The sequence below is a fragment of the Streptomyces sp. PH9007 genome, assembly GCF_059813725.1.
Genome location: NZ_CM187440.1, coordinates 3,389,957 through 3,416,017 on the forward strand (window position 1 = coordinate 3,389,957; position 26,061 = coordinate 3,416,017).

Annotated in this window: 30 protein-coding genes; 15 read left to right on the forward strand and 15 right to left on the reverse strand. The window is 72.5% G+C overall.

Annotated elements, in window-relative coordinates; genetic code table 11:
• Nucleotides 1-54: 54 nt before the first annotated feature.
• Nucleotides 55-741 (forward strand): metalloregulator ArsR/SmtB family transcription factor, encoded by a 687-nt coding sequence (locus tag ACTFAP_RS15475; protein ID WP_495681161.1) that lies wholly within the window; start codon nucleotides 55-57, stop codon nucleotides 739-741.
• A gap of 54 nt (nucleotides 742-795) precedes the next feature.
• Here the strand turns inward: ACTFAP_RS15475 and ACTFAP_RS15480 are convergent, their stop codons facing one another.
• A complete protein-coding gene (locus ACTFAP_RS15480; RefSeq protein ID WP_390116032.1) occupies nucleotides 796-990 on the reverse strand; it encodes a hypothetical protein in 195 nt (64 codons plus the stop codon).
• 304 nt (nucleotides 991-1,294) lie between these two features.
• Between ACTFAP_RS15480 and ACTFAP_RS15485 the strand changes: the two genes are divergently transcribed.
• The 3 genes from ACTFAP_RS15485 (at nucleotide 1,295) to ACTFAP_RS15495 (ending at nucleotide 3,196) form a co-directional block, all read left to right on the forward strand.
• Complete coding sequence (locus ACTFAP_RS15485; protein ID WP_495681162.1) at nucleotides 1,295-1,705, forward strand: Rid family hydrolase; 411 nt, start codon at nucleotides 1,295-1,297, stop codon at nucleotides 1,703-1,705.
• A 135-nt stretch (nucleotides 1,706-1,840) separates the two neighbouring features.
• Nucleotides 1,841-2,875 carry a trypsin-like serine peptidase gene (locus tag ACTFAP_RS15490; RefSeq protein ID WP_500466608.1) on the forward strand — a complete coding sequence of 345 codons (1,035 nt, stop codon included), beginning with the start codon at nucleotides 1,841-1,843 and terminating at the stop codon, nucleotides 2,873-2,875.
• Nucleotides 2,876-2,965: 90 nt separating this feature from the next.
• Nucleotides 2,966-3,196: a hypothetical protein gene (locus tag ACTFAP_RS15495; protein ID WP_390116035.1), complete on the forward strand. Its 231-nt coding sequence runs from the start codon at nucleotides 2,966-2,968 to the stop codon at nucleotides 3,194-3,196.
• 21 nt (nucleotides 3,197-3,217) lie between these two features.
• On the opposite strand, the gene ACTFAP_RS15500 is transcribed toward ACTFAP_RS15495, so the two are convergent.
• The 5 genes from ACTFAP_RS15500 to ACTFAP_RS15520 all read right to left on the reverse strand — a co-directional run bounded on the left by ACTFAP_RS15500 (nucleotide 3,218) and on the right by ACTFAP_RS15520 (nucleotide 8,050).
• A complete protein-coding gene (locus tag ACTFAP_RS15500; protein ID WP_500466609.1) occupies nucleotides 3,218-3,841 on the reverse strand; it encodes a class I SAM-dependent methyltransferase in 624 nt (207 codons plus the stop codon).
• A gap of 67 nt (nucleotides 3,842-3,908) precedes the next feature.
• Nucleotides 3,909-4,679 (reverse strand): malonate transporter subunit MadM, encoded by a 771-nt coding sequence (madM, locus tag ACTFAP_RS15505; protein ID WP_495681165.1) that lies wholly within the window; start codon nucleotides 4,677-4,679, stop codon nucleotides 3,909-3,911.
• Nucleotide 4,680: 1 nt separating this feature from the next.
• On the reverse strand, nucleotides 4,681-5,085 hold the full coding sequence (gene madL / locus ACTFAP_RS15510) for a malonate transporter subunit MadL (protein ID WP_390116039.1): 405 nt from the start codon (nucleotides 5,083-5,085) through the stop codon (nucleotides 4,681-4,683).
• A 71-nt stretch (nucleotides 5,086-5,156) separates the two neighbouring features.
• Complete coding sequence (locus tag ACTFAP_RS15515) at nucleotides 5,157-6,692, reverse strand: AMP-binding protein (protein ID WP_495681166.1); 1,536 nt, start codon at nucleotides 6,690-6,692, stop codon at nucleotides 5,157-5,159.
• Between the two features lie 14 nt (nucleotides 6,693-6,706).
• On the reverse strand, nucleotides 6,707-8,050 hold the full coding sequence (locus ACTFAP_RS15520) for a malonyl-CoA decarboxylase domain-containing protein (protein ID WP_500466610.1): 1,344 nt from the start codon (nucleotides 8,048-8,050) through the stop codon (nucleotides 6,707-6,709).
• A 147-nt stretch (nucleotides 8,051-8,197) separates the two neighbouring features.
• Here ACTFAP_RS15520 and ACTFAP_RS15525 point away from each other — a divergent pair, with 147 nt between their 5' ends.
• Nucleotides 8,198-8,875 carry a GntR family transcriptional regulator gene (locus ACTFAP_RS15525; RefSeq protein WP_500466611.1) on the forward strand — a complete coding sequence of 226 codons (678 nt, stop codon included), beginning with the start codon at nucleotides 8,198-8,200 and terminating at the stop codon, nucleotides 8,873-8,875.
• On the forward strand, nucleotides 8,875-9,798 hold the full coding sequence (locus ACTFAP_RS15530) for a phosphotransferase (protein WP_500469475.1): 924 nt from the start codon (nucleotides 8,875-8,877) through the stop codon (nucleotides 9,796-9,798). Before ACTFAP_RS15525 ends, ACTFAP_RS15530 begins: the two co-directional genes overlap by 1 nt.
• Here ACTFAP_RS15530 and ACTFAP_RS15535 read toward each other — a convergent pair.
• Together ACTFAP_RS15535 and ACTFAP_RS15540 are read right to left on the reverse strand one after the other, a co-directional pair.
• Entirely contained in the window at nucleotides 9,719-10,159 is a 441-nt protein-coding gene (locus ACTFAP_RS15535; RefSeq protein ID WP_500466612.1) for a hypothetical protein, read from the reverse strand. The two genes, ACTFAP_RS15530 and ACTFAP_RS15535, sit on opposite strands and share 80 nt — an antisense overlap.
• Nucleotides 10,160-10,185: 26 nt before the next feature.
• The gene (locus ACTFAP_RS15540; RefSeq protein ID WP_500466613.1) at nucleotides 10,186-10,824 is read right to left on the reverse strand and encodes a TetR/AcrR family transcriptional regulator; all 639 of its coding nucleotides are present in this window, start codon (nucleotides 10,822-10,824) and stop codon (nucleotides 10,186-10,188) included.
• Nucleotides 10,825-10,956: 132 nt separating this feature from the next.
• Between ACTFAP_RS15540 and ACTFAP_RS15545 the strand changes: the two genes are divergently transcribed.
• Nucleotides 10,957-12,903: a serine/threonine protein kinase gene (locus ACTFAP_RS15545; protein WP_500466614.1), complete on the forward strand. Its 1,947-nt coding sequence runs from the start codon at nucleotides 10,957-10,959 to the stop codon at nucleotides 12,901-12,903.
• Between the two features lie 16 nt (nucleotides 12,904-12,919).
• Here the strand turns inward: ACTFAP_RS15545 and ACTFAP_RS15550 are convergent, their stop codons facing one another.
• On the reverse strand, nucleotides 12,920-13,609 hold the full coding sequence (locus tag ACTFAP_RS15550; RefSeq protein ID WP_500466615.1) for a maleylpyruvate isomerase family mycothiol-dependent enzyme: 690 nt from the start codon (nucleotides 13,607-13,609) through the stop codon (nucleotides 12,920-12,922).
• A 36-nt stretch (nucleotides 13,610-13,645) separates the two neighbouring features.
• On the opposite strand from ACTFAP_RS15550, the gene ACTFAP_RS15555 reads away from it, so the two are divergent.
• Nucleotides 13,646-14,146 (forward strand): GNAT family N-acetyltransferase, encoded by a 501-nt coding sequence (locus ACTFAP_RS15555; protein ID WP_500466616.1) that lies wholly within the window; start codon nucleotides 13,646-13,648, stop codon nucleotides 14,144-14,146.
• 98 nt (nucleotides 14,147-14,244) lie between these two features.
• On the opposite strand, the gene ACTFAP_RS15560 is transcribed toward ACTFAP_RS15555, so the two are convergent.
• Nucleotides 14,245-14,970: a PIG-L deacetylase family protein gene (locus ACTFAP_RS15560; protein ID WP_500466617.1), complete on the reverse strand. Its 726-nt coding sequence runs from the start codon at nucleotides 14,968-14,970 to the stop codon at nucleotides 14,245-14,247.
• Nucleotides 14,971-15,005: 35 nt separating this feature from the next.
• Between ACTFAP_RS15560 and ACTFAP_RS15565 the strand changes: the two genes are divergently transcribed.
• Entirely contained in the window at nucleotides 15,006-15,272 is a 267-nt protein-coding gene (locus tag ACTFAP_RS15565; RefSeq protein ID WP_500466618.1) for a hypothetical protein, read from the forward strand.
• Here the strand turns inward: ACTFAP_RS15565 and ACTFAP_RS15570 are convergent.
• Nucleotides 15,214-16,437, reverse strand: coding sequence for a S8 family peptidase (locus ACTFAP_RS15570; RefSeq protein ID WP_500466619.1), 1,224 nt, complete (start codon nucleotides 16,435-16,437; stop codon nucleotides 15,214-15,216). The genes ACTFAP_RS15565 and ACTFAP_RS15570 overlap by 59 nt on opposite strands.
• Nucleotides 16,438-16,598: 161 nt before the next feature.
• Here ACTFAP_RS15570 and ACTFAP_RS15575 point away from each other — a divergent pair, with 161 nt between their 5' ends.
• On the forward strand, nucleotides 16,599-17,066 hold the full coding sequence (locus ACTFAP_RS15575; RefSeq protein WP_500466620.1) for a pyridoxamine 5'-phosphate oxidase family protein: 468 nt from the start codon (nucleotides 16,599-16,601) through the stop codon (nucleotides 17,064-17,066).
• A 26-nt stretch (nucleotides 17,067-17,092) separates the two neighbouring features.
• Here the strand turns inward: ACTFAP_RS15575 and ACTFAP_RS15580 are convergent, their stop codons facing one another.
• Together ACTFAP_RS15580 and ACTFAP_RS15585 are read right to left on the reverse strand one after the other, a co-directional pair.
• Entirely contained in the window at nucleotides 17,093-17,635 is a 543-nt protein-coding gene (locus ACTFAP_RS15580; protein WP_436979684.1) for a hypothetical protein, read from the reverse strand.
• Between the two features lie 46 nt (nucleotides 17,636-17,681).
• A complete protein-coding gene (locus tag ACTFAP_RS15585; protein WP_390116058.1) occupies nucleotides 17,682-18,167 on the reverse strand; it encodes a PH domain-containing protein in 486 nt (161 codons plus the stop codon).
• A 147-nt stretch (nucleotides 18,168-18,314) separates the two neighbouring features.
• Here ACTFAP_RS15585 and ACTFAP_RS15590 point away from each other — a divergent pair, with 147 nt between their 5' ends.
• The 3 genes from ACTFAP_RS15590 (at nucleotide 18,315) to purM (ending at nucleotide 21,924) form a co-directional block, all read left to right on the forward strand.
• Nucleotides 18,315-19,100, forward strand: a complete 786-nt coding sequence (locus tag ACTFAP_RS15590; RefSeq protein ID WP_500466621.1) for a sterol carrier family protein — start codon at nucleotides 18,315-18,317, stop codon at nucleotides 19,098-19,100.
• Nucleotides 19,101-19,202: 102 nt separating this feature from the next.
• The gene (purF, locus tag ACTFAP_RS15595; protein ID WP_495681179.1) at nucleotides 19,203-20,744 is read left to right on the forward strand and encodes an amidophosphoribosyltransferase; all 1,542 of its coding nucleotides are present in this window, start codon (nucleotides 19,203-19,205) and stop codon (nucleotides 20,742-20,744) included.
• A gap of 106 nt (nucleotides 20,745-20,850) precedes the next feature.
• Nucleotides 20,851-21,924, forward strand: a complete 1,074-nt coding sequence (gene purM / locus ACTFAP_RS15600; RefSeq protein WP_262833486.1) for a phosphoribosylformylglycinamidine cyclo-ligase — start codon at nucleotides 20,851-20,853, stop codon at nucleotides 21,922-21,924.
• Between the two features lie 110 nt (nucleotides 21,925-22,034).
• On the opposite strand, the gene ACTFAP_RS15605 is transcribed toward purM, so the two are convergent.
• Together ACTFAP_RS15605 and ACTFAP_RS15610 are read right to left on the reverse strand one after the other, a co-directional pair.
• Nucleotides 22,035-22,337 (reverse strand): DUF3073 domain-containing protein, encoded by a 303-nt coding sequence (locus ACTFAP_RS15605; protein WP_390116065.1) that lies wholly within the window; start codon nucleotides 22,335-22,337, stop codon nucleotides 22,035-22,037.
• Between the two features lie 294 nt (nucleotides 22,338-22,631).
• Nucleotides 22,632-23,765, reverse strand: a complete 1,134-nt coding sequence (locus ACTFAP_RS15610) for a Leu/Phe/Val dehydrogenase (RefSeq protein WP_390116066.1) — start codon at nucleotides 23,763-23,765, stop codon at nucleotides 22,632-22,634.
• A gap of 296 nt (nucleotides 23,766-24,061) precedes the next feature.
• Here ACTFAP_RS15610 and ACTFAP_RS15615 point away from each other — a divergent pair, with 296 nt between their 5' ends.
• Nucleotides 24,062-24,988, forward strand: coding sequence for a DUF8083 family protein (locus tag ACTFAP_RS15615; protein ID WP_500466622.1), 927 nt, complete (start codon nucleotides 24,062-24,064; stop codon nucleotides 24,986-24,988).
• Nucleotides 24,989-25,440: 452 nt separating this feature from the next.
• Nucleotides 25,441-25,647 (forward strand): developmental transcriptional regulator BldC, encoded by a 207-nt coding sequence (gene bldC, locus ACTFAP_RS15620; RefSeq protein ID WP_019431930.1) that lies wholly within the window; start codon nucleotides 25,441-25,443, stop codon nucleotides 25,645-25,647.
• The last annotated feature ends 414 nt before the right edge of the window (nucleotides 25,648-26,061 follow it).

Below are 26,061 nucleotides of genomic sequence, written 5' to 3' on the forward strand. Positions count from 1 at the left end.
TAAAACCTGAACATTTCGGCGAGGACCGAAGGGTAGTGGGGCGACACTGGACAGATGGACACCGCTCCTGACCTCGCCGCCGTCGCCCGGCTGCTGGCCGACGGCACCCGCGCCCGGATCTGCTGGGCCCTGCTCGACCGCCGGGCCTGGACGGCCACCGAGGTGGCCCGGCACGCCGGAGTGGCGGCCTCCACGGCCACCGAACACCTCAACCTGCTGGTGCGCGGCAATCTGCTCACCGAGGAACGCCAGGGCCGGCACCGCTACGTACGGCTCGCCGACCCCCAGGTCGCCGACCTCGTCGAGACCCTCGCCGCCCTCGCCCCCAACCGCGCCGCCCCCGTCCGCTCCCTGGCGGGCGTCCGCCGGCACGAGGCCCTGGCCCGGGCCCGCACCTGTTACGACCACCTCGCGGGTGAGGTGGGGGTGGCCATCACGGACGCGATGACCGAGCGCGGGCTGCTGGACTGGCAGCAGGGCGTCCGGCTCACGGGCGACGGGGCGGTGTGGCTCGCGGAGGTGGGGATCATGCTCCCCGTCGTCCGCACGCGCCGCCCGCTGGTCCGCTCCTGCCTCGACTGGACCGAACGCCGCCCGCACCTGGCGGGCGTGGTCGGGGCGGCGCTGTGCCGCCACGCGTTCGAGTCGGCCTGGCTGACCCGTGACAAGTCCACCCGCGCGGTGAGCGTGACGGACGCCGGCCGGGACGCCCTGTCGGCGCATCTGTCCCTGACGCTGTGAGCCGGTGAACGGTGAGGTCGGCGGCGGTGGCGCCGTACGCGGCCGGCCGTGCCCCTACGCCTCCGGGAAGCGCCGCAGCGGACAGTGCGGCCGGCAGGCGTACAGCTGGTACCGGTACCCCCACCGGTCGAGCAGCGGCGGCCCCAGCCGGCGGGCCATGGCCCCCAGATAGCGATTGCACAGCACACAGCGGATGCCCATGAGCTGATGCGGCTGTAACCGGCGCAGGTCCGGCAGTGGCTCGGTCACGGTGCTCACCCCCTACGACGGGGCCCCGACCGCTCCCTGACCGCCTCGATGTGCCAGGTGCTGATGCGGTGATGAGCGACGGCGCGAATGAGACGGAGACGAAGAAGGCGACTGCGATGGCTACGAGCATGACATTCTTCGACCCCGCGCGACAGACCCACCGGGAGCGACCGGCCCGGACGGCTCGGTGACGCCCGCGCTCCGGGCGCGGTCGGGGTCGGTGGTCGGCGAAAACCGGGGTGACAGCGCAGGCGCGCTCCGACGACGATGAGGGCCCACGTCACCGTCGCCGAAGGACACGCCCATGCCCCGCGCCGTCACGCTGATCCGTTCCGCCGAGCTCTCGGACGCCGCCGAGTACGCGTACGCTGCCACCGCTCCGGCCGAGGCCCGGCTGATCTTCCCGGCCGGTTCCTGCCCGCTGAACAAGGACGGCTCCACCGCGGCGATCGGTGACCACGCCGGGCAGGCGGCCGTGTGCGTGGAGAACCTGCGGATCGCGCTGGCCGCCGCGGGTGCCTCGCTGGAGGACGTCATCAGCACCAGGGTGCTCGTCGCCTCGTCCCGGCAGGCGGACCTCGTCGCCGCCTGGGAAGTGGTCCGGGACGCCTTCGGCGACCACGACGTGCCCAGCACGCTGCTGGGGGTCACGGTGCTGGGCTACGACGACCAGCTCGTCGAGATCGAGGCGGTCGCCGCCGTGCTCGACTCCTGAGCGCGGAACACCACAGGACGGACCGGCACCCCTGCCGCGCACGGCGCGATCCGGTCGTACGGGGCTAGGCAGCGCACACCCGGGGGGCGCACAATCTTTCGTCGCTTCACGCAACTCCCACCGGAAGGTTGCTCAGTGAATCGCTTAAGACGCGCGTGCCTGCCGCTGCTGGCCGCCACCCTGCTGCTCTCCGGACTCGCCGGGAACGCCTCCGCCGAGGACCGGACCGACCCGGCCGGTACCCGTACGGCCGACGCCCAGCTCTCGGGCGGGGGCGCCGCTCTCGCCGCCCTGGCGGACACCGACCCCGCCGCCGCGCTGGAGGAGTACTGGACCCCGGAGCGGATGGCCCGGGCCCTGCCCGCCGACAACCTCGTGCCGGGCGCCGCGGATGCCGCGGAGACTGGTGAGGCCACCCCGGCGGCGCAGGCGCCGGGGGACTCGGGGGGTGAGCCCGGCTCGACCGAGCCGGCGCCGCCGCTCCGGCAGGAGGGCGGCGACGTCTCGGCCGCCCTCACCGAAACCCCGGTCGTGGGCCGGGTCTTCTACACCAACCCCAACAACGGCGGGGACTACTGGTGCTCGGCCGGTGCCCTCAACAGCGACTCCAAGCAGATGCTGGTCACCGCCGGACACTGCGTCAACGTGGGCGGCAGCAACGGGAACGCCGGCGCGTGGATGACCAACTGGACGTACGTCCCGCGCTACCGCGAGGGCGCCCGCCCCTTCGGGACGTTCGCGGCCAAGCAGTTCCGGTCATTCAACGGCTGGATCAACAACAGCAACTTCGAGTGGGACGTGGCCATGGTGACCACGTGGCCGCTCAACGGCAACAAGCTGGTCAACGTCACCGGCGGACACGGCCTCAGCTGGAACTACAGCCGCAGCCAGGCCGTCACCATCTGGGGCTACCCGGGGAACCACGCGAGCGGCCAGGTGCAGTGGTGGTGCCAGGGGACGACCGTCGACTCCGGCGGCAGGCTCCGGCTGGACTGCAACTTCGGCGGCGGTTCCAGCGGCGGCCCCTGGCTGCGCGTGTACAACGACAGCACGGGACTCGGCCAGGTCAACGGGGTGACCAGCACCGTCGACTCGGCGGGCGCGAACCGGAGCCCGTACTTCGGTGACAGCGTCAAGGAGATGTTCGACGCCCAGGGCAGCTACACCTAGTGGCCGCCTCCTGCCCGCCCGGTTACGCTGAACCGGGCGGGCAGGGCACGGCACGGCAGACGGTCGCGGAGCCGCCCGAGGAGGACGGACATGGGACGTTCCACCCGGCGCGCGCTCGCCGCCGTCGGCATCCTGACCGGCGTGCTCGTCGTTGGCGCGCTGGCGGGCATGGCGATGGCGCTGGCCTCGGACTCCGGGGAGGCCGAGGACTCCGGCGTCATCACGCACACCACGGACGAGGATCCGCAGGACGTGCTCGACTACTGGACCCCCGAACGGATACGGGACGCCGAGCCCGCCCCCATGCCGAACCCCGACTGACGCCGGCCGCCCGACCCCGCTTCAGGACGGACGGCGCGCCCAGAACAGGGCGTGCCCGCTGTCGCCCTCCGGGACGAACTCCTCCCGCTCGACGGCCAGACCGGCCCCGGTGATCCATTCCCGGTTGGTGGCGGCGTCCGCGTGGCTCCACCACATCGGGGCGCCGCCGCCGAGCCAGTTCTCCTGGGTCCCCGTCCACGCGCCGTGTCCGGTGGTCGCCACGAAGCAGCCGCCGGGGCGCAGCCATCCGGCGATGTTCCGCAGCAGCGGCGGCTGTTCGGGCAGCGGGATGTGGATGAGGGCGTAGAGGGAGACCACGGCGTCGAAGGACGCGGGTGCGAAGGACGCGGTGGTGGCGTCGCCCACCACGAACTCGGCCCCCGGCACGTGCTCCCGGGCCCGGCGGATCTGGGTCGCGCTGATGTCGATCCCGGTGACCCGGTATCCGGCGGCGGTCAGCACCCGGGCCACCGGCACGCCGCTGCCGCAGCCCACGTCCAGGATCCGCCCGCCGGCCGGTACGCGTCGGCACAACTCGCCCAGAAGCGCGGCGTACTTCGTCCCGGAGCCGTACGCCTCGTCGTACCGCGCGGAGACGGCGTCGTACCCGCGCCGGACCAGGTCTTTGGGGTCGATGGCGTCCACGCGCGCGACGCTAACCCGTGACGGCCCGGCCCAGCGAACGGATATCGCGCCCGGAGGGGCCGGCGACTCACCCGCCCACGATCGCCCGCAGCACGAAGTACAGCAGCGACGGGCCGAGCAGGCAGCCCACGCCGGTGTAGAAGGTGGCCGTCATGGCCCCGTACGGCACCAGTCGCTTGTCGGTGGCCGCCAGGCCGCCCGCGACGCCCGAGGTGGTGCCCATGAGCCCGCCGTACGCCATGGCCGACTTCGGGTTGTTCAGGCCGATCGCCGGGGCCACCAGCGGGGTACCCACCATGACCACCACGGACTTGACCAGTCCGGCGGCCACGGACAGGGCGATGACGTCCGATTCGGCGCCCACCGCCGTGCCGGTCACCGGGCCCACGATGTAGGTGGCCGCGCCACCGCCGATGGTGGCCATCGACTTGGCGTCCGTGTAGCCGAACGCGGCGGCGATCAGGGCCCCGGCCGCGAACGAGAGCAGCACGCCCAGCAGGATCGACAGCGCTCCGGCCGCCCCGGCCCGCTTGATGGTTCCGAGGTCCACGCCGTACGCGGTGGAGACGATCGCGAAGTCCCGCAGCATCGCCCCGCCCATCACGCTCAGGCCGGACAGGGCGGCGAAGCCGGCCAGGCCGGAATCGCCGCCGGTCACCGAGCCTCCCCAGTAGGCCAGTGCCAGGCCGAGGAGGATGGCGATGGCCGAGCCCTGGAGACGTCCCCGGGTGAGCGCTTTGGACAGCCATCCGGAGAGCAGCATGAGCGCCCCGACCAGAGCGAAGGCCACCAGCAGGCCGTTGTTCTCGAAGACGGAGGCGAACCGGTCCAGTTCCATCTCAGGCCCCCTGCCGCTCTTCGGAGGCCGCCGGCGGGGGCAGTGGCTCGCCCGGTTCGCCGATCCGTGCCAGTACGGGCACCAGCGCGAGGCCGGCCGCGATCGCGGCGAGACCCGCCAGGATGGCCATCGGGCCTCCGCTGACCGCCTTCACCACGTTCTGGGTGGAGGCCATGGCGATGACGATGGGTATGTACATCGCGCTCCAGAAGAGCACGCCCTGCTCGGTGGCTTGGGGGAAGCGACCCTTCGCCCGGAGCCAGCCGGTGACCAGCACCAGCATGATCATGGCGAATCCGACTCCGCCGACGTTGGCGTCGACCCCTACGGCGGCGCCGATCAGTTCACCGGCGAGTGTGCCCGCGAGCATGCACACCGCCAGTGCCGCGACTCCATAAATGATCATTGTCTTCTCCACGCTGAGAGACCGGGGGCAGGAAAGGGTGAGGAGGGGGGAACAGGGCGAGCAGGGCTGGGTCAGGCGTCGTCGCCGGTGAACAGGCGCGCGTAGCGCCTGCGCAGTTCGGCCTTCTGCACCTTGCCCATGACATTGCGGGGCAGCGCCTCCACGAGCCGGACGGCCCGCGGATGCTTGAACCGGGCGAGGTCACCGCCGATGAAGTCCAGCAGTTCCCGCTCCCCCGGCTCCCGGCCCGGTGCGGGGACGACGACGGCCACCACCGTCTCGCCGAAGTCCGGGTGCGGGACTCCGATCACGGCGGACTCCAGCACCCCCGGGTGCGCGTCGAGCAGTTCTTCGATCTCCTTCGGGTAGATGTTGTAACCCCCGGAGATCACCAGGTCCTTGCCCCGGCCGACGATGCACAGATAGCCGTCCTCGTCGACGCGGCCCAGGTCCCCGGTGATGAAGTAGCCGTCCGCGCGGAACTCGGCGGCGGTCTTCTCGGGCAGCCGCCAGTAGCCGGTGAAGACGTTCGGGCCGCGTACCTCGATGCTGCCGACCTCGCCGTCCGGCAGCACCCGGCCGGTCGCGGCGTCCACCACCCGGATCTCGGTGCCGGGCAGCGGCTTGCCGACGGTGCCGGGCTTGCGTGGCCCGCCCGCGTACGGGTTGGTGGTGTTCATGCCGGTTTCCGTCATCCCGTAGCGCTCCAGGATGGTGTGCCCGGTACGCGCCCGGAACGCCTCGTGGTCGCTCGCGAGCAGCGGCGCCGAACCCGAGACGAACAGCCGTACCGAGGAGCAGGACGCGGCGGTGAGCCGGTCGTTCCGCAGCAGCCGGGTGTAGAAGGTGGGCACGCCCATGAGCACGGTGGCCCGGGGCAGCAGATCGATGATCCTCTCCGCGTCGAACTTCGGCAGGTAGTACATGGAGGCCCCGGCCGTGAGGGTCATGTTCGCGGCGACGAAGAGCCCGTGGATGTGGAAGATCGGCAGGGCGTGGATCAGCCGGTCCTCGTGCGTGAACTGCCACGTGTCGAGCAGCGCTCGGCAGTTGGAGGCCAGATTGCCGTGCGAGAGCACGGCGCCCTTGGAGCGTCCGGTGGTGCCCGAGGTGTAGAGGATGGCCGCCGGGTCGTCGGCCGAGGCCGTGAAGGGCTCCGGCTCCGGGGCGTCCGCTCCGCCGTCCAGCAGGGTTCCGTCCCCCGCCGTGCCCAGGGTCTCCAGGACGAGTTCCGGGCCGGCCCGGTGCGCGTGGCCGGCCCGCTGCTCCGGGGCACAGACCAGGACGCGGGGCCCGGCGTCCTGGATGAAGTACTCCATCTCGGCGCCGGTGTACGCGGTGTTGAGCGGCAGGAAGACACCGCCGACGCGCAGCGTGGCCAGGTAGAGCGCGATGGCCTCCGGGGACTTCTCCACCTGCGTGGCCACCCGGTCGCCCGGGGTGACCCCGTCCGCCAGGAGCCGGGCGGCGATCCGGCGCACGGTCCCCTCCGTTTCGCCGTAGCTGACGCTCCGCCCGTCGGGCAGCTCGAAGAGTGCCTTGTCCGGCCGCCGTTCCACCTGTTCGGCGAAGGACTGGTGGATGGGCCTCAGCAGGGGTGGTGCCATCGGGGCTGTTCCTTTCACGTTCCGCTCGTGTCCCGTGCGGCTGCGGTGTGGGCGTCCCGCATCGGCCCGCCGAGAGCGACGGTGCGGTGGCGTACGAAGTCCTCGTGCCGGCGCTCCAGGTGCTCCGGTTCGTAGCGGTAGTTGATCATCGCGCCGTACGACTGCCGCCAGGCCATGGGCGAGGTGTCGGCCGGCCAGTTGAGCTGCCAGGCGGCGGCCCCGTTGCCGAGGTGGAAGCGGGCGACCGGGTCGAGCGGTCGCCCGTCGCTCTCCCGGGTGCCCAGCACGATATAGTGGGCCAGGGCCGGGAGGAGCCGGGAACGTATCCGCTCGGTCTCCGCCGCCGGGAGAGCGGACATCCGCTGGGGCCCGGCCAGGGCGTCCAGCTCTTCCTGGAGGGCACGCAGCCGCGGGTCGTGCCCGGCCCGGCCGGTGAGCCAGCGGCGGAAGCCGGGGAGCGGGGAGAGGGTGGCGAAGCGCCGCAGATGCGGCAGCCGTTCGCTCACGTCCTCGATGACCTGCTTGATGAGGAAGCTGCCGAAGGAGACCCCGGCCAGCCCGTCCAGCGCGTTGTTGATCGAGTACAGCGCGGCGGTGTCCGCCTGCGCCGGGTCCAGCTCCGGGCCGGGTTCCAGCAGCGGGCCGATGCGGTCGGGCAGGCCGCGTACCAGCGCCACCTCCACGAAGATCAGCGGCACGTCCCCGGTGGCCGGGTGGAAGAAGGCGTACAGGTGGCGGTCGGCGGGCTCCAGCCGGCGGCGCAGTGCGTTCTCGTCCGCCATCGGGTGGACCCGCTCGCCGCGCAGCAGCTGACCGCGCAGCTCCGGCGGCGCGTCCTGCCAGGTCACCCGCGCCATGCGCAGGAATCCGCGGTTGAACCAGGAGGTCAGCAGGTGGTGGAAGTCATGGTCGAGGGGCCGCAGCCGCGGGTGGTGGAGGGCGAGCCGGAGCAGGTCCTCGCGCATGCCGACCAGGGCCAGGGTGGCGTCCGGCGCGTGGTGGAGGCGGCGCAGCAGCTGCTGCCTGGCGGGTTCGACCGCGTCGAAGAGCCGGACGAGTTCGGTGTCGCCGCCGAGGCCGCCGTCCCTGGCGGCTTCCCACTGGTGGAAGGCCGCGCGGACCCGGTCGGCGTCGACGCCGTACGCCGTCGTGACGTGGGTGAAGAACGCCAGCCTGCCGTCGTCGTCGAGTGCGCCGTAGGCGGTGAGGGCGCGGGCCGCGACCGTGCGCAGGGACGCCTCGCCCACGCCGCTCATCAGCACTTCGCAGTCCGCGAGCAGTCTTTCCAGCGGGTCCTGCGGTCCGGGGCCGGAGGCGGGGAAGGGGTCGCTGGGGGGCCGGCCGTCATGGTGTTCCACGTCCGCTCCTCCCGAGAGCCGGTGTACGCATGTGTATGCATCACCGGTCGTGATGTATATAACAGCCGCACCGTAGGTCACCTACGTGCGGTGCGCTACCCCCTGGAACACACCGATTGACCGGATAGCCTGAGCCCGGAGGTGCGCATGGCTCGAATCCCGGAGGCCCGGCGGGTACGGGACGCCCTGGAGAAAGCTGTGGTCGAAGGCCGCTACCGCCCCGGCCAGCGACTGGACCCCGCCCAGCTGGAGCGGGAGTTCGGCTGTTCTCGCACCCCGGTGCGCGAAGCGCTCCAGGCCCTGGAACGCTCGGGGTTGGTGCAGATCCGGGCCAAGCAGGGCACGTACGTGACCGAGTTGAGCGTCCCCGAGCTGGCCGAGCGGTTCGAGGTCATGGCCGAGCTGGAGGGCATGGCCGCCAGACTGAGCGCCCGCCGCATCGAACGCGAGCCACTGGATGATCTGGGGCGGGCCCTGCGGGAGTGCGAGAAGCACGCACTGGCCGGTGACGCCGACCGCTACTACTACGCCAACGCCGACTTCCACGGCATCGTGTACGACTCCTGCGGCAACGAATATCTGCGCCAGCAGGTCCACGCGCTCAAGCGCGTCCTGCAACCGTACCGGCGGCTGCAACTGCGGGTTCCGGACCGCATGCGCCGCTCCCTCGCCGAGCACCGCACGATCGCGCAGGCCATCACGTGCGGCGACGCCGAGGCCGCCGAGGCCGCCGCCCGCGAGCATGTGCTGGTCCAGGTGCGGGAGTTCAGCCAGCTGGTGCGGACCTGGCGCAGCCTCACCCAGGACGTAAGGAAGGTCCCGTGATGATCGACTCCCACCACGACATCGACGAGGCGCTGGTCAGGGCCCTGCTGCGGGAGCAGCACCCGGATCTCGCCGGGCGGGAGCTGCGGCTCGCGGCGACCGGCTGGTCGAACCAGCTGTGGCGGCTGGGGGAGGATCTCGCGGTCCGGCTGCCGCGCCGGGAATCCGCCGCCCCCGAGGCGCTCAAGGAACAGCGCTGGGCCCCCGAAGTGGTGCCGGGCCTGCCACTGCCGGTTCCCCTCCCGATACGCGCCGGGGCGCCGTCCGCGCACTTCCCCTGGCACTGGTCCGTCGTCGCCTGGGTGCCCGGGGAACCCGCGGACCGTGCCCCGATCACCGACGGGCCGCACGCCGCCGCCGAACTCGCCCGCTTCCTGCGGGCGCTCCACCGGCCCGCGCCCGCCGGTGTGCCCGGGCACGCCTACCAGGCCGCTCCGCTGCGGACCCTCGAGGTGCTGCCCGGCATGGAGGACGACCCGGCGGTCCTGGCCGTCCAGCGTGATCCCGCGCTCCGCGCCGTGTGGGAGGACGCCGTGGCCGCGCCCGACTGGTCCGGGACGCCGGTGTGGCTGCACGGGGATCTGCATCCCGCCAACGTCGTGGTCAACGGCGGCACGCTGGCCGGGGTCGTCGACTTCGGTGAACTGTGCGGCGGCGACCCGGCCATCGATCTCGCCGCCGCGTGGCTGCTGTTGCCGGCCGGGGCGGACCTACCCTTCCTGGCCGCGTACGGCGCCGCCGACGAGGCGGTCGTGCGCCGTGCCAGGGGTCTGGCGCTGACCAAGGCGCTCTCCCTCATCGGCATCGGGCGGGCGGGAGAGTTGGGCCGGCCGGGCGGGCAGCCTACCTGGGGGCCGGCCGGCCGAGCGGTGATCGAGCGGCTGCGCGGCGCAGCGCCAGCAGTCCACCCACTCCCGGAATGAGCGACAGCGCCCGGACGGCGGGCGTGGCGTGCGGGAGGCGCCAGGCCAGCAGGATCACGAACAGGTAGGCGCAGCCGTGGACGGGGCCCATCAGGGAGGACAGGGGCCGCAGGTGCACGGTGGCGAGGTTGGCCAGCAGGATGAGGAGCGAGGCCAGCTCGATGTGCGCGGCGATGCGCAGGGGCCGCAGGTGCACGGTGACGTCCTTCGGGGCGGGGGTCGCGGGGGTACGGGCGGCGACTTCGGGCCGCGGCCCGTACGGGGCGTCACCGACGCTAGGCCGCGCGTCCCGCCCGTCCCAGGGGCCCCGGTGCCACGTTTCAACGGGATGGCGCCACCGCGTCGTCGTGGTCCTCGCCATTGCCCCGTCCGCTCGGCCGTCGCCGGTCAGGGCGCCGCCGGCACCGTCCCGAGGGAGAGCCAGATCCGGTCGGGGAGCGTCCGGGCGGCCTCCTCCAGGTCGAACCCCTGCGTACCGGCCAGCCACCGGGTGACGGCGAAGGTCACCGGCCCCATGATCAGCATCTCGGCCTGGGCGGGCGGCAGCGGGCGCAGCCCGTCGGCGGCCAGCCGCGGCCCGAAGAACTCCAGCAGCTCCGCGACCCGGGGCGCCCGCCCGGCGTCCACCCGCTCGGTGTGGGCGCGCAGATAACCGGCGTACGGGGAGGCGTGGATGATGAGCGCCTCCGTACGGTGCGCCGCCGACCAGCGCAGATAGCCGCTGACGAGCGCGGTGACGGCGTCCTTGGCCGAGGTGGCGGGGCGTACCGCCTCGGTGAGGGCGGCCAGCAGGTCGTCCTTGCACCGGATGAACAGGGTGGCCGCCAGCCCGTCGAAGCTGCCGAAGTGGTGGTAGAGGCTGCCGACGCTCACCCCGGACGCCTCGATCACCGCCGGCAGGGTGAACCCCTGGGGCCCGGCGTCCCGGTACACCTCGAACGCGGCCCGCAGCAGCCGGTCGACGGTGTCCTGTCCGCGCCGCTGCTTCGCCGGCCCGGCCGGGGCTGTACGTACCCGCTCCGTCACGTGCCATCACCATATCTTCACTGTCCTCAACGGCCCCGTCTCCTGAGGATATTGACGCACGCCGGGGACCAACTGGAAAGTAGTTCTAGAACAGCGTTCCAGAAGGGGGAGCCCGGGGGGAGGGCTACGGCCATGGAGGATCTCGGGGGCGCCGATCCGCGCCGGATCGGCCGCTACCGGCCGCTCGCCGTGCTGGGCGAGGGCGGCATGGGCCGGGTGCTGCTGGCCACCGGGCCGCACGGCAACCTCGTCGCCGTCAAGCGCGTGCACGAACACCTCGCCGGTGACGCGGAGTTCCGCAAACGCTTCAAGCGTGAGGTCGCGGCGTCGCGCAAGGTCCGCAGCCCGCACACCGCGGCCGTGGTCGACGCCGAGATCGACGCGGATGTGCCGTGGCTGGCCTCCGAGTTCGTGTACGGCCCCTCGCTGCACCGGGTCCTGGACGAGACCGGTCGGCTGCCGGCCGACGCCGTCCTGCGGCTGGCCGCCGGCCTCGCCGCCGCCCTGCGCGACATCCACGCCGCCCGCCTCGTGCACCGCGACCTGTCGCCGTCCAATGTGATGCTGGCCGACGACGGGCCGAAGGTCATCGACTTCGGGATCGTGCGCGCCGCCGAGGGCGCCGGCACCACCCGGCTGCAGACCATGACGACGGCCGTCACCCGCTCCGGCTCGGTCATCGGGGCGCCCGGGTTCATGTCGCCCGAGCAGGCACAGGGCGCGGAACTGACCCCGGCCAGCGACATGTTCTCGCTCGGCACGATCCTGCTGATGGCGTGCACCGGCACCAACCCCTTCGAGGGCCCCGGCATCCCGCAGACCATGTTCAACGTGGTGTACGCGACGCCCGATCTGGGCGCGGTCCCCGACCGGCTGCGCCGCGTCATCGAGCCGTGCCTGTCCAAGACCCCGGCCGAACGGCCCACCCCGGCCCGCGTCCTGGAGCTGATCGGCCCGCTGCCCGGGGCCGGGGCCGGGGCGGGGGCGGGAGCGGCCCGTCCCTGGCCGCCCGCCGTGCACCGGATGACCGAGGCGCAGCGGGCACGGGTGCGCGGACTCGTCCCGGCGGCGGACGCGCCCACGGTCACCGCGGACGCGGTGCCCCCGACGGTGATCGCCCCGCCCACCGGGCCCCGGACGCCGCCGCCCGACCGGCAGACCCCGGCCGGCGGGATGGTGGCCGCCGTGGGCCTGGTCGTGCTGCTGATCCTCGCCCTGGTGGTGTGGTTGCCCGACGACGGCAAGGACGACACGGCCGGCGGCGCCACACCGAGTCCGACCGCCATCGACACCCCCGACGAGGAGGAGTACGAGCCGGACACCGGCACCGACACCGAGTGGGAACCGGAGCCGGAGCCGGAGCCAGAACCCGAGCCCGACCCGGAACCCGACCCGGAGCCCGACCCCGTCGGGGACGCGGAGCAGGGCGACTGCTTCACCAACCACGGCACCATGCAGGACCTCGACCTGGCACCGGCCGGCTGCGGCGACGGCACCTTCGAGGCCGTGGCCGTCTACCACGACAGCACGGACTACGACGACTGCGACGGCGTCCAGGACGTCGACTGGTCCGTCAACTACCCGTACTGGGAAACCACCCTGTGCCTCAGCTACCACCACGGCAACGGCACCGCCTACCACGCACAGCCCGGCGACTGCGTGTACGGCGAGCAGAGCGACGGCAGTTACTGGGGCGAGGCCGACTGCGAGACCGGCAACTTCACCGTGGTCGCCCGCTTCGGCGAGGACAGCCCCTCCAGCGACTGCGATTCCTGGACCTGGCACCACAGCCGCTACTTCTCGGTGGACGGCTGGCCGGAACTGGGCGTACGACTCTGCCTGGCCATGAACTACCCCGACGACGCGGGCGTCGCCCAGCAGAACAACTGCATGATCAAGTCCGGCCCGGACACCTCCGCGACCTTCACCTTCTCCGGCTGCGAGGAGGGGAACGTCTACGTCACCGGCCGCACCAGCACCTACAACGACATCGCGTTCTGCGGCAACGACGGCTCGACCACCTGGCAGAACTCCGACTTCCCCGACCTCGGCTACACGATGTGCTGGCAGTGGCTGTGAGCCGCCGCCGCACGGCTCACGGCGTCAGCCGTGCGCCCAGGACGAGCAGCCCCGCCGCGCGGTCGCCGGACCATGACAGGCTGCTCTCGCCCTCGGCCCTGCGGCCCCACAGCAGCAGAAGCAGCTCCCCGGCCGGCCCCGCCAGGGTGGCCACCGGTTCGCCGGGCCCGTACGTCCACGAGGCCCCGGTGTCCGTCGCCGTCACGCGCAGCGCGTGCGGCGGCTCGGCCGCCAGACCCCGGGTGATCATCCGGGGCGCCATCGTGTCGAAGACCTCCGCGACACCGTCCGCCGCCAGCGCGGGGTCGAGCGGCTTGGCCGCCCCGAGCGCGTGCTCCGCGTCCCACCGGTGGATCAGCGTCTCCTGCGCCCGCCGCCGCTGCCAGAAACCGACCGTGCGCGGCGGGGCGAACGACCAGGCCGGGGCCGCCGGATCGGCGTCCAGGGCGGCCAGCAGCGTCGCGCACCCGCCGTCGTACCACTCCAGCAGCGCTCCGGGGTCCCGCGGCGCGGGCGGGTGATGGTCCCCGTGCCCCTCGGTGACGGCGGCGGCCGCCCAGAGATTGCCGCTGCCCAGGTGCCCGGCCAGATCGCGCAGTGTCCACCTGCCGCAGTGTTCGACGGGCGCGCCCAGGTCGGCGCCCAACGTGGCCCGGAACGCGTCGAGTTCGCGGCGCAGATGGCTCAGGTACGACGCGGGATCCATGCGCCGGACCCTACTCCTGTACGGCAGGATGCGGGGATGCGTTCCGATGTGGCCCTGCTCCCGCTCGACCGGCCCCTGCTGGCCGCGCTGCTCGCCGTGGCGGTCGCGGACGCGGACCCGCCGGAGGTGATGCCGCCGGTCCCCGACCCGGTGGGCGGCGACGGCTGGACGGTGGAGCGCCGGGCCGCGTTCGAGCGGTTCCACGCGTGGCGCTCGCTGCCGCCGGACCCGGTGGAGTCGACGTACGCGATCACCATGGCCGGCCGGGTGGCGGGCGCGGCGCGGCTGTGCGCCCGCCCGGACCGGAACCGGAACCGGGAGCGCGAGGGGCCGGGCACGGTGGAGGCCGGCCTGTGGATCGGCCGCTCGCACCGGGGCGCGGGAGTGGGCGGAACGGTCCTCCGCCTGCTGATCGACCGGGCCCGGGCGGACGGTCACGACCGGCTGTATCTGTCCACGACCCCGGAGAACACAGCGATGCGGCACCTGATGGCCGGCCTCGGCCTGACCGGTGTCCAGGGGGAGTTCACGCTGTGACGGGTACCACCGGTCACGGCGGGACGGCCCCACGGCCGGCGGGCGCGTGGCGGGAGCAGGACGCGGCGGACCGGGGCGCGTACCTCTTCGGCCGCCGCTCAGGGCCGCCGTGGCCGCCCGACCTCGCTGAACCACTCCCGCCCCAGCAGCGCCCGGAAGAGCGGGACGGGCAGACCGAGCAGCGTGCCGGGCAGCTTGCCGCCGGTCTGTGAGCGGTGCTCGGCCAGGGCCTGCTGCTTGAGGGCGGCGTAGCGGCGGACGTTGACGGCGTGCGTGATCTCCGCGCGCGGCAGGAACATCCGCTCCAGGCGGGTGGCGTCCTCGCGCAGCGCCCGCGCCAGCCGGGCCGCCGTCTCGCGCGGCACGGTGCCCTCCAGCAGCCGTGGCACGGCGCCGGACGCGAACGCCCGGCGCCCGATCTCGTGCACCTTCACGTGGTCGCGGTGCCCGTAGCCGCCGTTGCGGTCATAGCCCAGCAGCAGATCGGCCCGCTCCTGCCGCAGCACGTCGGCGAGCCGCCCGGCTGCCTCCTCCGTATCGGCCCGTACCAGGCGCGGCCGGTCGGCCGGGTCGGGGTACAGGTCCTTGCCGTGCCCGCTGTCCGCGTACCCGAGATGGACCACCCGGTGCGCGCCGAGCACACCAGCGGCGGCCCGGAGTTCGGCGAGGCGGGGCGCGCCGTCCGGGGGCACGGCGTCCATGTGGCCGTCGGTCGCGGCCACGATCACCACCCGGTGCCCCTCGGCGGCGGCCCGCGCCAAGGTGCCGCCGGTCAGCAGGACTTCGTCATCAGGATGCGCGTGGAACGCCACCAGAGTCGCCATCGCCCCATCCTGCCTCGCCGGGTTACGGTCCTGCCATGGACGATCCCGGACCGGTCCCCGCGCGCACCTTCCCCGCCCGGCCGGCCCGTGACGTACGCGTGGCCGTCCGGGACATGCTGCCGCACCCGGTCAACGCCTCCGGGCGCGGCTTCGCGATGGCCGGCCGGCTCGCCGCCGCCGAGGCACTGGACCTCCTCGACGGCGCCGTGCGCACCCCGGTACGCGGGCGGCTCGCCGCCCCGGTCAGAGGCCCCCGGCGTACAGCAGCAGATTCGGGGAACCCGCGCCGATCGGTGCGATGACGTCCGGGGTGGCCGAGCCGAGGATCAGGTCGCTGACCTCGCTCGGGGTCGCCCGCGGGTGCTCCTCCTTCACCAGCGCCGCGGCCCCGGACACGTGCGGGGCGGCCATGGAGGTGCCGCTCAGCGTGCGGGCGCCGCCGTCGAGCCAGGCGGAGACGATGCCGACGCCGGGCGCGTACAGGTCCAGGCACCGGCCGTCGTTGCTGAACCCGGCCTGCTGGTCCTCGCGGTCGGTGGCGCCGACGGTGAGCGCCTTCGCCGCCCGCGCGGGCGAGGCGTCGCAGGCGTCCCGCGCGTCGTTGCCCGCCGCGACGACGGGCAGCACACCGGCGTCCGCGACGGCGTCGACGGCGTCGTCGATGGCCTGGGACGCGGCGTCGCCGAGCGACCCGTTCAGCACGGCCGGCTGCCGGGCGTGCTCCGCCACCCAGTCGAGCCCGGCGAGGAACGCGGCGGTGTCGCCGTCCCCGTCACAGCCGAGCACCCGGACCGCGACAAGCGAGACGCCGGGCGCCACCCCGTACTCCGCACCGCCGACCGTGCCCGCGACATGGGTGCCGTGGCCGTGGCAGTCCGCTCCCGCGCGGCCGTCGCCGACGGCGTCGAACCCGGCCGTCGCCCGGCCGCCGAACGCCTCGTGCCCGGTCTCGATGCCGGTGTCCACGATGTACGCGGTGACGCCCTCCCCGGTGCCGGCCGTCACGAAGCGGCCGTCCAGCGGCAGCGCGCGCTGGTCGATCCGGTCCAGGCCCCAGCTGACGGGCGGCGCCTCCTCGGCGGGGGCGTCCGGTGTCACGTCGATCAGACCGTTCTCCTCGACGGCGGCCACCGCGGGCAGCGTCCGCACCAGCCGCAGCTGTGCCGGGCTCAGCGTGGCGGCGAAGCCGCTCAGCGCCTTCCCGTAGACGAACCGCGCCTGCGTGCCGAGTTGCCGCAGCACCTCATCGGGTGAGAAGCCGGCGGCGAGCGTCACGATGTACTCACCGGGCACCGCGCGCCCGGCCCGCTCCACCGGAGGCGGTGCCGCGACCGGGTCCCCGCCCGGTCGGGGCAGCGCCCCGGCGCTCGTGCCGCCGCCCACCACCGGAAGGAGCAGCAGCAGCGCGGCCGACGCCCACCGCACACCACGGCCCCTGCCCCGAACCCGACCCGTACTCCACCGCATGCGGACCCTCACCTCTCCTGCCTCGGACGATCGAACTCCCTTCCCTTCGGCCCGAGTCGCCCCTCTCTTGAACGGGAACGGCCGGACGGAGCACCAACGGACCGGGTCGGCTCCGTCCCGGGACCGATGCGGACGGGCCCGCGGACGGTGAGGATCGGGGGATGCCTGACCACCCGTTCGACGTCGACGCCTTCCTCGCCGCGCCCCGGACCGCGCGCCTGGCCACCAACGGTCCGGCGGGACCCGCCGTCCGGCCGGTGTGGTTCCTGTGGGAGGACGGCGCGTTCTGGACGCTCACCGGCCCCTGGGCGAAGCTGCGTCAGCACGTGGAGGCCGACCCCCGGGTGGCCGTGGTGGTCGACGAGTGCGACCTGGCGACCGGCCGGGTCCGGCAGGTCATCGCGCGCGGCAGCGCCGAACTCCTGCCCTTCGACGTGCCGCGCGGCCGCCGCAAGCTCAGCCGCTACCTCGGCCCCGACGAGTCCCGCTGGGACCGGCGGTTCACCGGGTACCTGTACGGCGACTCCACTGCGGGCGGCGCCGTCTGGCTGCGCCTGACCCCGGCCACCCTCACCGTCAAGGACCTGAGTTACGCCGTGGAGCCACCCGCCGGCCCCGCCTCGCCGTAGCAGCGGCGAAGGGGCGGCGGAACGGCTCAGCCGCCCAGCAGCCGGGCCTGCTCCGCCTTCAGCTCGGTGAACCCGCGCCGCGCGTAGGCGCGGATTTCCTCGCCGGGGAACGGAACCACCGACAGGTGTTGGCTGTAGTCCTCACGCGCCCAGCGCGCCGCGGTGATCTCGTATCCGGAGACGTGCGCGCACAGTTCGAGCAGCACGGGCGGCACCTCGCGCTCGCGCAGCAGGTCGGCGCGCTGGATCACCAGATCGCGCATCGCCTGGATGTTGGGCAGGAACACGGTGGACGCCCACAGCCGCCACTCGCTGCTCTCCCGCTCGGTGGGGCCGGATCCGCCCTCGCCGAACGGCGAGCTGCCGTCCGGCCGTACGTTGCGCTCCAGGAACTCGGCGTAGCTGCGGCTGTTGCCCTCGGTGAGGGCGAACAAGGGCCCGTAGAAGTCGCTCAGTTGCCGGTTCACCCGGGCGAGCCGCTCCTGGCGCTGGGAGAGCCGTACCCCGTTGAGGTACGTGGCGAGATAGCCGGCGAACGCCAGCGCGATGGTCACCACCAGTGCGATCACAAGAAATGATCGTAGTGTCTCAACGGGGGATGCGGCCCGCCCCGGCTCAGTCGTCGACGCGGTCCAGCGCCTCGTACACCCGGTTCTTGAACTCCTCCGGGCTCGGCACGTGCTTGAAGGTCATCTTGCCCTGCTCGGAGGCGGACTGGACGTGCAGCGTGCCGTACCGCATGATCCGCTCCCACAGGGAGGCCGAGAACGACACGTCGTTCACCCGGCTCAACGGGATGCTGCGGCCGACCTTGTTGAGGAAACCGGTGCGCTTGTGCAGGCGCTTGGTGGTCAGGAAGTACACCGTCGAACGCCACTGCAGCATCGGCACCAGCCACCGCCAGATGATCGCGATCCCCGCGAGCCCCAGCACCACCCACGCCACGGGGGAACCCAGGTCCCCGATGATCAGCGTCAGTACGGCCGCCACCGCCGCGATGACGACCAGTTGCACGAACTCACTGACCAGCGTGGTCCAGTGCTGCCTGGTCTCGTAAAGGAGTTCTTCGTCGTCGGCGAGGTAACGGTCCGCGTAAGCCATACCGGGAGCATGGCACAGCGCGCCGAGGGCACAGCCGCCCTCCGGCCACTTGGTATCAGGTTGTCATGTCGTTGCCACCGCGCTGCCACCCCACTTCACCTCCCCAAACGCTGATCTTCCCGCAGGAATGGCCGTAAGCTCCCTCCCATGTGTGCCGTCCGGCGCAAGTCGCGCGCCTACCACCCCGACCGAGTCCGTGACGCGCTGCTCGCGCAGGTGGAACACGTACGGCTGGCCGCCCACGCCCTCACGCCCGAGCAGCTCGCCCGGCCCGCCGCCCTGCCGGGCCGCGACGTCAGCTCCCTGCTCGCGCACATCGCGGGCCAGATCGACGCCGTCCCCCGGCTCCTCGCCCAGCCCGCCCCCGCCGCCACCCGGCCCGCGCTCGACCTCGACGAGTGGGCCGTCCACCCCGGCGCCGGCATCGGCGACGCCCCCGAGGCCGCGGGCGACCCGGTGGAGGCCATCGACGCCGCCGCCGAGGAGCTGGACGCCGTCCTGGAGACGGCCGTCCGCGAGGACCTCCTCCTCCCGCACCGCTTCGGCCCGATGCGCGGCCTGGACTTCACCGTCACCCGGGTGGTGGAGCTGGTGGTGCACAGCGACGACCTGACCCGCTCCCTGCAGAGCCCCGTCCGGCTGGACCGCGGCGCCCTGGCCATCGCCGTCCGGGTGCTGGCGGACGCCCTCGCCGCCAAGGCCCCCGGCAACTCCACCGAGCTGCGCGTCCCGCCGTTCGTCGCCGTCCAGTGCCTGCCGGGCCCCCGGCACACCCGCGGCACCCCGCCCTCGGTCGTCGAGGCCGACCCCATCACCTGGCTGCGGCTGGCCACCGGCCGCGCCACCTGGGCGCAGACCGCCGCCACCGGCCGGCTGAAGGCGAGCGGCGAACGCGCGATCTCCCTCGCCGGCCAACTGCCCGTGCTCGGCTGATGCCACAGGGTGCGGAAACGGGGCAGGTCAGGCACCCGCTGGGGGATGTCTCACAATCCACTGGTTCTTCCCCAGCGGAGAACCTGTCCTAGACTCAACCACGTGCCTCGTGGTGATGGACTCCTCAGCCACGACCTCGACCCCGGTGAAAAGGGCCCGAGGGACGCTTGCGGCGTCTTCGGTGTCTGGGCCCCGGGCGAGGAGGTCGCCAAGCTCTCCTACTACGGTCTGTACGCACTCCAGCACCGCGGACAAGAGTCCGCGGGCATCGCGGTGAGCGACGGATCCAAGATTCTGGTCTTCAAGGACATGGGACTGGTGTCCCAGGTCTTCGACGAGACCTCTCTCGGCTCCCTGCGGGGGCATCTGGCCGTCGGCCACAACCGGTATTCCACCACCGGTGCCTCCACCTGGGAGAACGCCCAGCCGACGTTCCGGGCCACCGGCCACGGTTCGATCGCGCTCGGCCACAACGGGAATCTCGTCAACACCGCCGACCTCGCCGACCTGGTCGCGGAACTCCCCACCGACCACGGCCGCCGCCAGCGCGCCGCGGTCACCAACGACACCGACCTCGTCACCGCGCTGCTCGCCGGCCAGCGGGACGAGGCCACCGGGGAGCCGCTGACCGTCGAACAGGCCGCCCCGATCGTGCTGCCCCAGGTCAAGGGCGCGTTCAGCTTCGTCTTCATGGACGAGAACACGCTGTACGCCGCCCGCGACCCGCAGGGCATCCGCCCGCTGGTCCTGGGCCGCCTGGAGCGCGGCTGGGTGGTCGCCTCCGAGCAGGCCGCCCTGGACATCGTCGGCGCCTCGGTCATCCGGGAGGTCGAGCCCGGTGAGCTGATCGCCATCGACGAGAACGGTCTGCGGTCCTCCCGATTCGCGGACGCGAAGCCTGCGGGCTGTGTCTTCGAGTACGTGTACCTGGCCCGCCCCGACGCCGAGATCGCCGGCCGGAACGTGTACGTCTCCCGGGTGGAGATGGGCCGCCGGCTCGCCGCCGAGGCACCGGTCGAGGCCGACCTGGTCATAGCCACGCCCGAATCCGGCACCCCCGCCGCGATCGGCTACGCGGAGGCCAGCGGCATCCCGTACGGATCGGGACTGGTCAAGAACAGCTACGTCGGCCGTACCTTCATCCAGCCCAGCCAGACCATCCGGCAGCTCGGCATCCGCCTCAAGCTCAATCCCCTCAAAGAGGTGATCCGCGGCAAGCGCCTGGTGGTCGTCGACGACTCCATCGTCCGCGGCAACACCCAGCGCGCCCTCGTCCGCATGCTGCGCGAGGCCGGCGCCGCAGAGGTCCACGTCCGGATCAGCTCCCCGCCGATCAAGTGGCCCTGCTACTACGGCATCGACTTCGCCACCCGCGCCGAGCTGATCGCCAACGGCCTGTCGGTCGAGGAGATCGGCACCTCCCTGGGCGCCGACTCCCTCGCGTACATCTCCATAGACGCGATGATCGAGGCCACCACCATCGCCAAGCCCAACCTCTGCCGGGCCTGCTTCGACGGCCAGTACCCCGTCGAGCTGCCCGACCCCCAGGTGCTCGGCAAGGACGTCCTGGAGCAGGAGGACGCCCGTACCTCGCTGACGCTGCTGACCGGCCCCGGCGCCGCCGACGCGCTGCGCCGCCCCTAGCCGCGGGCGGCCGGGCCCGTACGACCGACCCGACCGCGAGGCGGGTACCTCCCGTACGGACCCCGCACCTTCCCCTTCCCCCGCCCCATCCACAGAGAGACGCGCGATGACCACCCACTCCGGGCAGCCCGGCGCCAGCTATGCGGCCGCCGGTGTCGATATCGAGGCCGGCGAGACCGCCGTCGAGCTGATGAAGAAGTGGGTGGCCAAGACCCAGCGCCCGGAGTCCGTGGGGACCCTCGGCGGCTTCAGCGGGCTCTTCGACGCCTCTGCGCTCAAGAACTACCGCCGCCCGCTGCTGGCCTCGGCCACCGACGGCGTCGGCACCAAGGTCGCCATCGCCCAGCGCCTGGACATCCACGACACCATCGGCCACGACCTGGTGGCCATGGTCGTGGACGACCTGGTGGTGTGCGGGGCCGAGCCGCTGTTCATGACCGACTACATCTGTGTCGGCAAGGTGCACCCCGAACGGGTGGCGTCCATCGTCAAGGGCATCGCCGAGGGCTGTGTGCTGGCCGGCTGCGCGCTGGTCGGCGGCGAGACCGCCGAGCACCCGGGGCTGCTGGGCCCCGAGGAGTACGACGTGGCCGGCGCCGCCACCGGTGTGGTCGAGGCCGACCGGCTGCTGGGCGCCGACCGCATCCGGTCCGGCGACGCGGTGATCGCGCTCGCCGCCTCCGGCCTTCACTCCAACGGGTACTCCCTGGTCCGCCATGTGCTGCTGCGGCAGCTGGGCTGGGCACTGGAGCGCGAGGTGCCCGAGCTGGGCCGCACCCTCGGCGAGGAGCTGCTGGAGCCCACCCGGATCTACTCCCTGGACTGCCTGGCGCTGGCCCGGGACAGCGAGGTGCACGCGTACTCGCACATCACCGGCGGCGGCCTGGCCGGCAACCTCGCCCGCGTCATGCCCGAGGGGCTGCACGCCCGGGTGGACCGCGGCACCTGGAGCCCGCCGCCCGTCTTCGGCCTGGTCGGCGACGCCGGCAAGGTGGCGCGGGCGGAGCTGGAGCGCACGCTCAACATGGGCGTGGGCATGGTCGCGGTGGTGCCGCCGCACGCGGTGGACGGCGCGCTGGCGCTGCTCGCCGAGCGCGGGGTACCGGCATGGGTGGCCGGTGAGGTGACCGAGCGTGCCGAGGGCGATGAGGCCGTGACGCTCAGTGGTGACTACGCCTGATCGGCGAGGGGCAGTACGTGGACAGCACAGCACCCGGTCCGGTGGTACCGGGACCGGGTCGCGTGCTGCCGTCGCTCAGCAGGCTGCTGAGGAACTGCCTGAGATACCGCTCAGGTGCCCCGGCGTTTCGGGGCACCTGACGAGCCGGAGGACCCATGGGACCTGCCGGACCCCTGTTCGTCCTCGTCCTCGTCGCTGTCGTCGCCGTACATCTCCGCGTACTTCGCGTACGGGTCGTTGTCCAGCTCATCGTCCAGCTCTTCGTCGTCCTTGAACTGGTCGCCGTTCGGCGGCTCGTTCGACGGCGATGCACCCAGCTCTTCGGCCAGACGTGTCAGGTCGGTCCCGCCACTGCTGTACTTCAGCTGGCGGGCGACCTTCGTCTGCTTGGCCTTGGCCCGGCCGCGCCCCATTGGCTCGACCCCCTCAACGACGGAGCCCAACGGCCCCGGAGTGTTGACATCCGTTCATAAAGGAGAGCGGGCTCTCGGACGAGGGCCCGATCCATCGGGTTTCAACCGTACCTGCTTCCGCGCGCCTGCGGTACGCCGTCCGCAGGTCCCGGGTCGCCCGAACGATTCCGGTGAAACTCTCCTTGCTGGTCAGCGGCGATTTTACCTTCTTTCGGAGCGCGACTCGCCCTAGGGGTGGTGACATGTCTTACCCGGGGGGCGAGCCGCCGCCCCCGTACGCCCCGCGCGGGGGCCTCAGCGCGGGCCCGCGGCCGCGATCCTGGCCTCGGCGATCCGGTCGGCGGCCACCGCCGGCGGGACCCCCTCGGTGTCGGCGCGCTCGAAGATCTCCAGGGTCGTCCCGTAGATCAACTCGGCCTTCGCCTTCGCACGTGCGAACTCAAAACCATGGAGTTCGTCGGCCACCTGGATGACCCCGCCCGAGTTCACCACGTAGTCCGGCGCGTACAGAATGCCCCGGTCCGCGAGGTCCTTCTCGACGCCCGCGTGGTCCAGCTGGTTGTTGGCCGCCCCGCACACGATGCCCGCGGTCAGCGCCGGCACCGTGCGGTCGTTCAGCGCGCCGCCCAGCGCGCACGGGGCGTAGATGTCCAGGCCCTCGGTGGTGATCAGCGCCTCGGTGTCCGCCACCACCCGTACCCCGGGGTGCGCGTCCTTGACCCGTGCCACCGACTCCGCGCGCACATCGGTGATCACCACCTCGGCGCCCGCCTCGATCAGGTGCCCGGCCAGCAGGTGCCCCACCTTGCCGACGCCCGCGATGCCCACCGTGCGGCCGGCCAGGTCCGGGGCGCCCCAGCGGTGCGCCGCCGCTGCCCGCATCCCCTGGAAGACGCCGAAGGCGGTGAGCACCGAGGAGTCCCCGGCGCCGCCCTGCTCGGGGGAACGCCCGGTGGTCCAGCGGCACTCGCGCGCCACCACGTCCATGTCGGCCACGTAGGTGCCCACATCGCAGGCGGTGACGTAGCGGCCACCGAGCGAGGCGACGAAGCGCCCGTACGCGAGCAGCAGTTCCTCGCTCTTGAGGGTGTTCGGGTCACCGATGATCACGGCCTTGCCGCCACCGTGGTCCAGGCCGGCCAGGGCGTTCTTGTAGCTCATCCCGCGCGCCAGGTTGAGGGCGTCGCGCAGCGCGGCCTCCTCGGGCACGGCCGCCCCGGAGTAGGCGTGGAAGCGGGTGCCGCCGAGCGCCGGGCCCAGAGCGGTGGAGTGGATGGCGATGACGGCCTTGAGTCCTGAAGCCCGGTCCTGGCAGAGCAGGACCTGCTCGTGGCCGCCCTGCTCGGAGCGGAAAAGGGTGTCCAGGACGGAGCCGGAGGGGGCGAAGGGAACACTGTCGGCGCTGACAGCGGCTGTTACGTCGGTCACGGTGGTGACTCCTGCGCTACGCGGCGGATGCCCTCCAAGTGGTCGGGAGGGCCTGCTGAGACGAGCTTAGGGCCTGTCTGATGGATAGCGCCGGTCAGGCCCGCGGCTCCCCCGGCCGAAGGCTGGGGGAGGGTCGCGGGCCAGGCGGGATCGATCAGACAGGCCCGAAGCCTGATGCCGCGCACGGGATGCCGTGGGTGCGTCACACTGCCACGATCGAGGGGTGTGCGGCGGCGGCCCGGCGGGACCGCGCGGGCCGCCCGTGCCGCCGGAGCCGGGACTTGGAGGGACCGCACGTGTCGAAGGTGCCGTACGCGGCGTATCTGCGGGTGTACGAGCCGTTGGGGGCGTTCCCCGAGCCGGAGCGCTCGCACTGGGCGCGGTACGCCGAGCGCGGGGACCTCCCGGGGCCGCAGGAGGAACTGCGGCGCTCGATCCGCGAGCTGATCGCGGTACCGGGACGGGTGGTGCCGCCCAAGGAGAGCGCGGACGCGTTCGTGGCGGTGGTGGACGGGGTGGTGTGCGTGTGCCCCTGGCGGACCAGGCTGCGCTCCTGGGAGGCGCTGGGCGAGGTGGGGCACTGGCTGATGCCGCAGTCGGTGCTGGACGCGGCGCTGCCGCCGCAGGCGCGGGAGCGCGCGGCGGAGGAGTACGGGCGGTGGCGGGAGCGGAACCCGGACGCCCGGCCGTGGATCAGGTCGGCGCTGTGGCATGTGCCGGTGCGCTGGTTCGCGCTGTTCGCGGACGACGAGCGGGAGTTCACGGCGCGGGAGCCGGCGGGGGAGGGGCTGAGGGAGGGCCGGCCGGCGGCGCTGCGCTACCGGACGCCGATGGTCCGGGCGCGGCAGCGGGTGGCGCGCGGGCTGCGGACGGTGCGGGACGCGGCCCGGCAGGCGGCGGCCGAGGCGCCGTCCGAGGCGGGGATCGAGGCGGGGATCGAGGCGGGGGCGCAGGGGGAGGAGCCGGTCGGCCCGCTGGCGGCGGCGCTCACCGATGTGGGTCGCTGGCTGGAGGAGTTTCATCCCCGGTCACTGGTCGAACTGGACTACGGCGGATTGGTCTATACGATCACTGAGGAACAGCTCGCCGCCGATCGCTCGGCGGCGGAGGTGGCGGCGGGGCTCTCCGCGCTGGCGGAGGGCGACCTGGAGCGGGCGGGCAGGCTGTACGAGGAGCTGACCGAGCGCTGGATGACCGTCCGGGAGCGTCAGTTCGCCAACTGAGAGCCGGCCGGGACGCCGGGGCCATGGGACTAAAGGCCCAAGCGTGATGGATGGCACTCTAAGGAAGTCTTGTCAGCAACCCGTCTCCTCGTGCCAAAATAGGACAAGGAGCCCGATCGGGCTTCTTCTATCCGTCGAAGGGCGGATAGATCGGTAATGCACTCCTTGGTGCGCCAGATGCGGACTGATCACGATAGTGACTGATTGTCACTCATCGATAACTGTCCGCTATGGCATGGTCCATCGGCTTCCGCCGAGGTTGAACACCTGAGAGCGCAATTCCATCGGTTTGGCCGACCCGGCTGGACGGATGGTGTAGTTGTAGTGCCGAGGACAAGCCGTTCGTCCTATAACCGACTCGGCCCGCGTCTGCCATTTCGGGCAACGCGGGCCAAGGTGCAGAATTTAGAGGAAAGAACCGTGATGGTTCGGTTCTCCCGAGGAGGCCGCTCATGACCGCTCGCACCCCTGATGCCGAGCCGCTGCTGACCCCGGCTGAGGTTGCCACGATGTTCCGCGTCGACCCCAAAACGGTCACACGCTGGGCAAAGGCGGGCAAACTCACGTCTATCCGCACGCTCGGTGGGCACCGCCGCTACCGCGAAGCGGAGGTGCGCGCACTGCTGGCGGGCATCCCGCAGCAGCGCGGCGAGGCCTGAGCCAGCAGCACAGCAAGCGCAACACCCTGCAACACCTGGCTACACCCGGTAAAACCCCAGTACAACCCAGGTTTCGGGGCCCCCATCCCGGCCTCCTGGTCATAGATCGCGTCGGACTCCGCCGGGTCCGGCGCGATCTGCTTTTCCCCCGGCGTACGCCGGGGCGCCGGCTTCCGGGCCCTTCCGGCATCTTTCGGAGGATCTTCCGGAAGCCCTCTGGGGGCAGTGCAATTGCACATATTAAATAAGCGGGTGTCTCTGCGGGGTCGAACCAGCCCGCTGAGCGATCGTTCCAGGTGACTCCCGTCACACGGGAAAACCCTTGCCCGCACGGCAGTTGCTGAGGTAGTGCGAACCGTTCGCCCGGGTCCGGGCCGCTCCTCCGCGGCGGGGCCCGTTCTTCCTCTGCCCCTC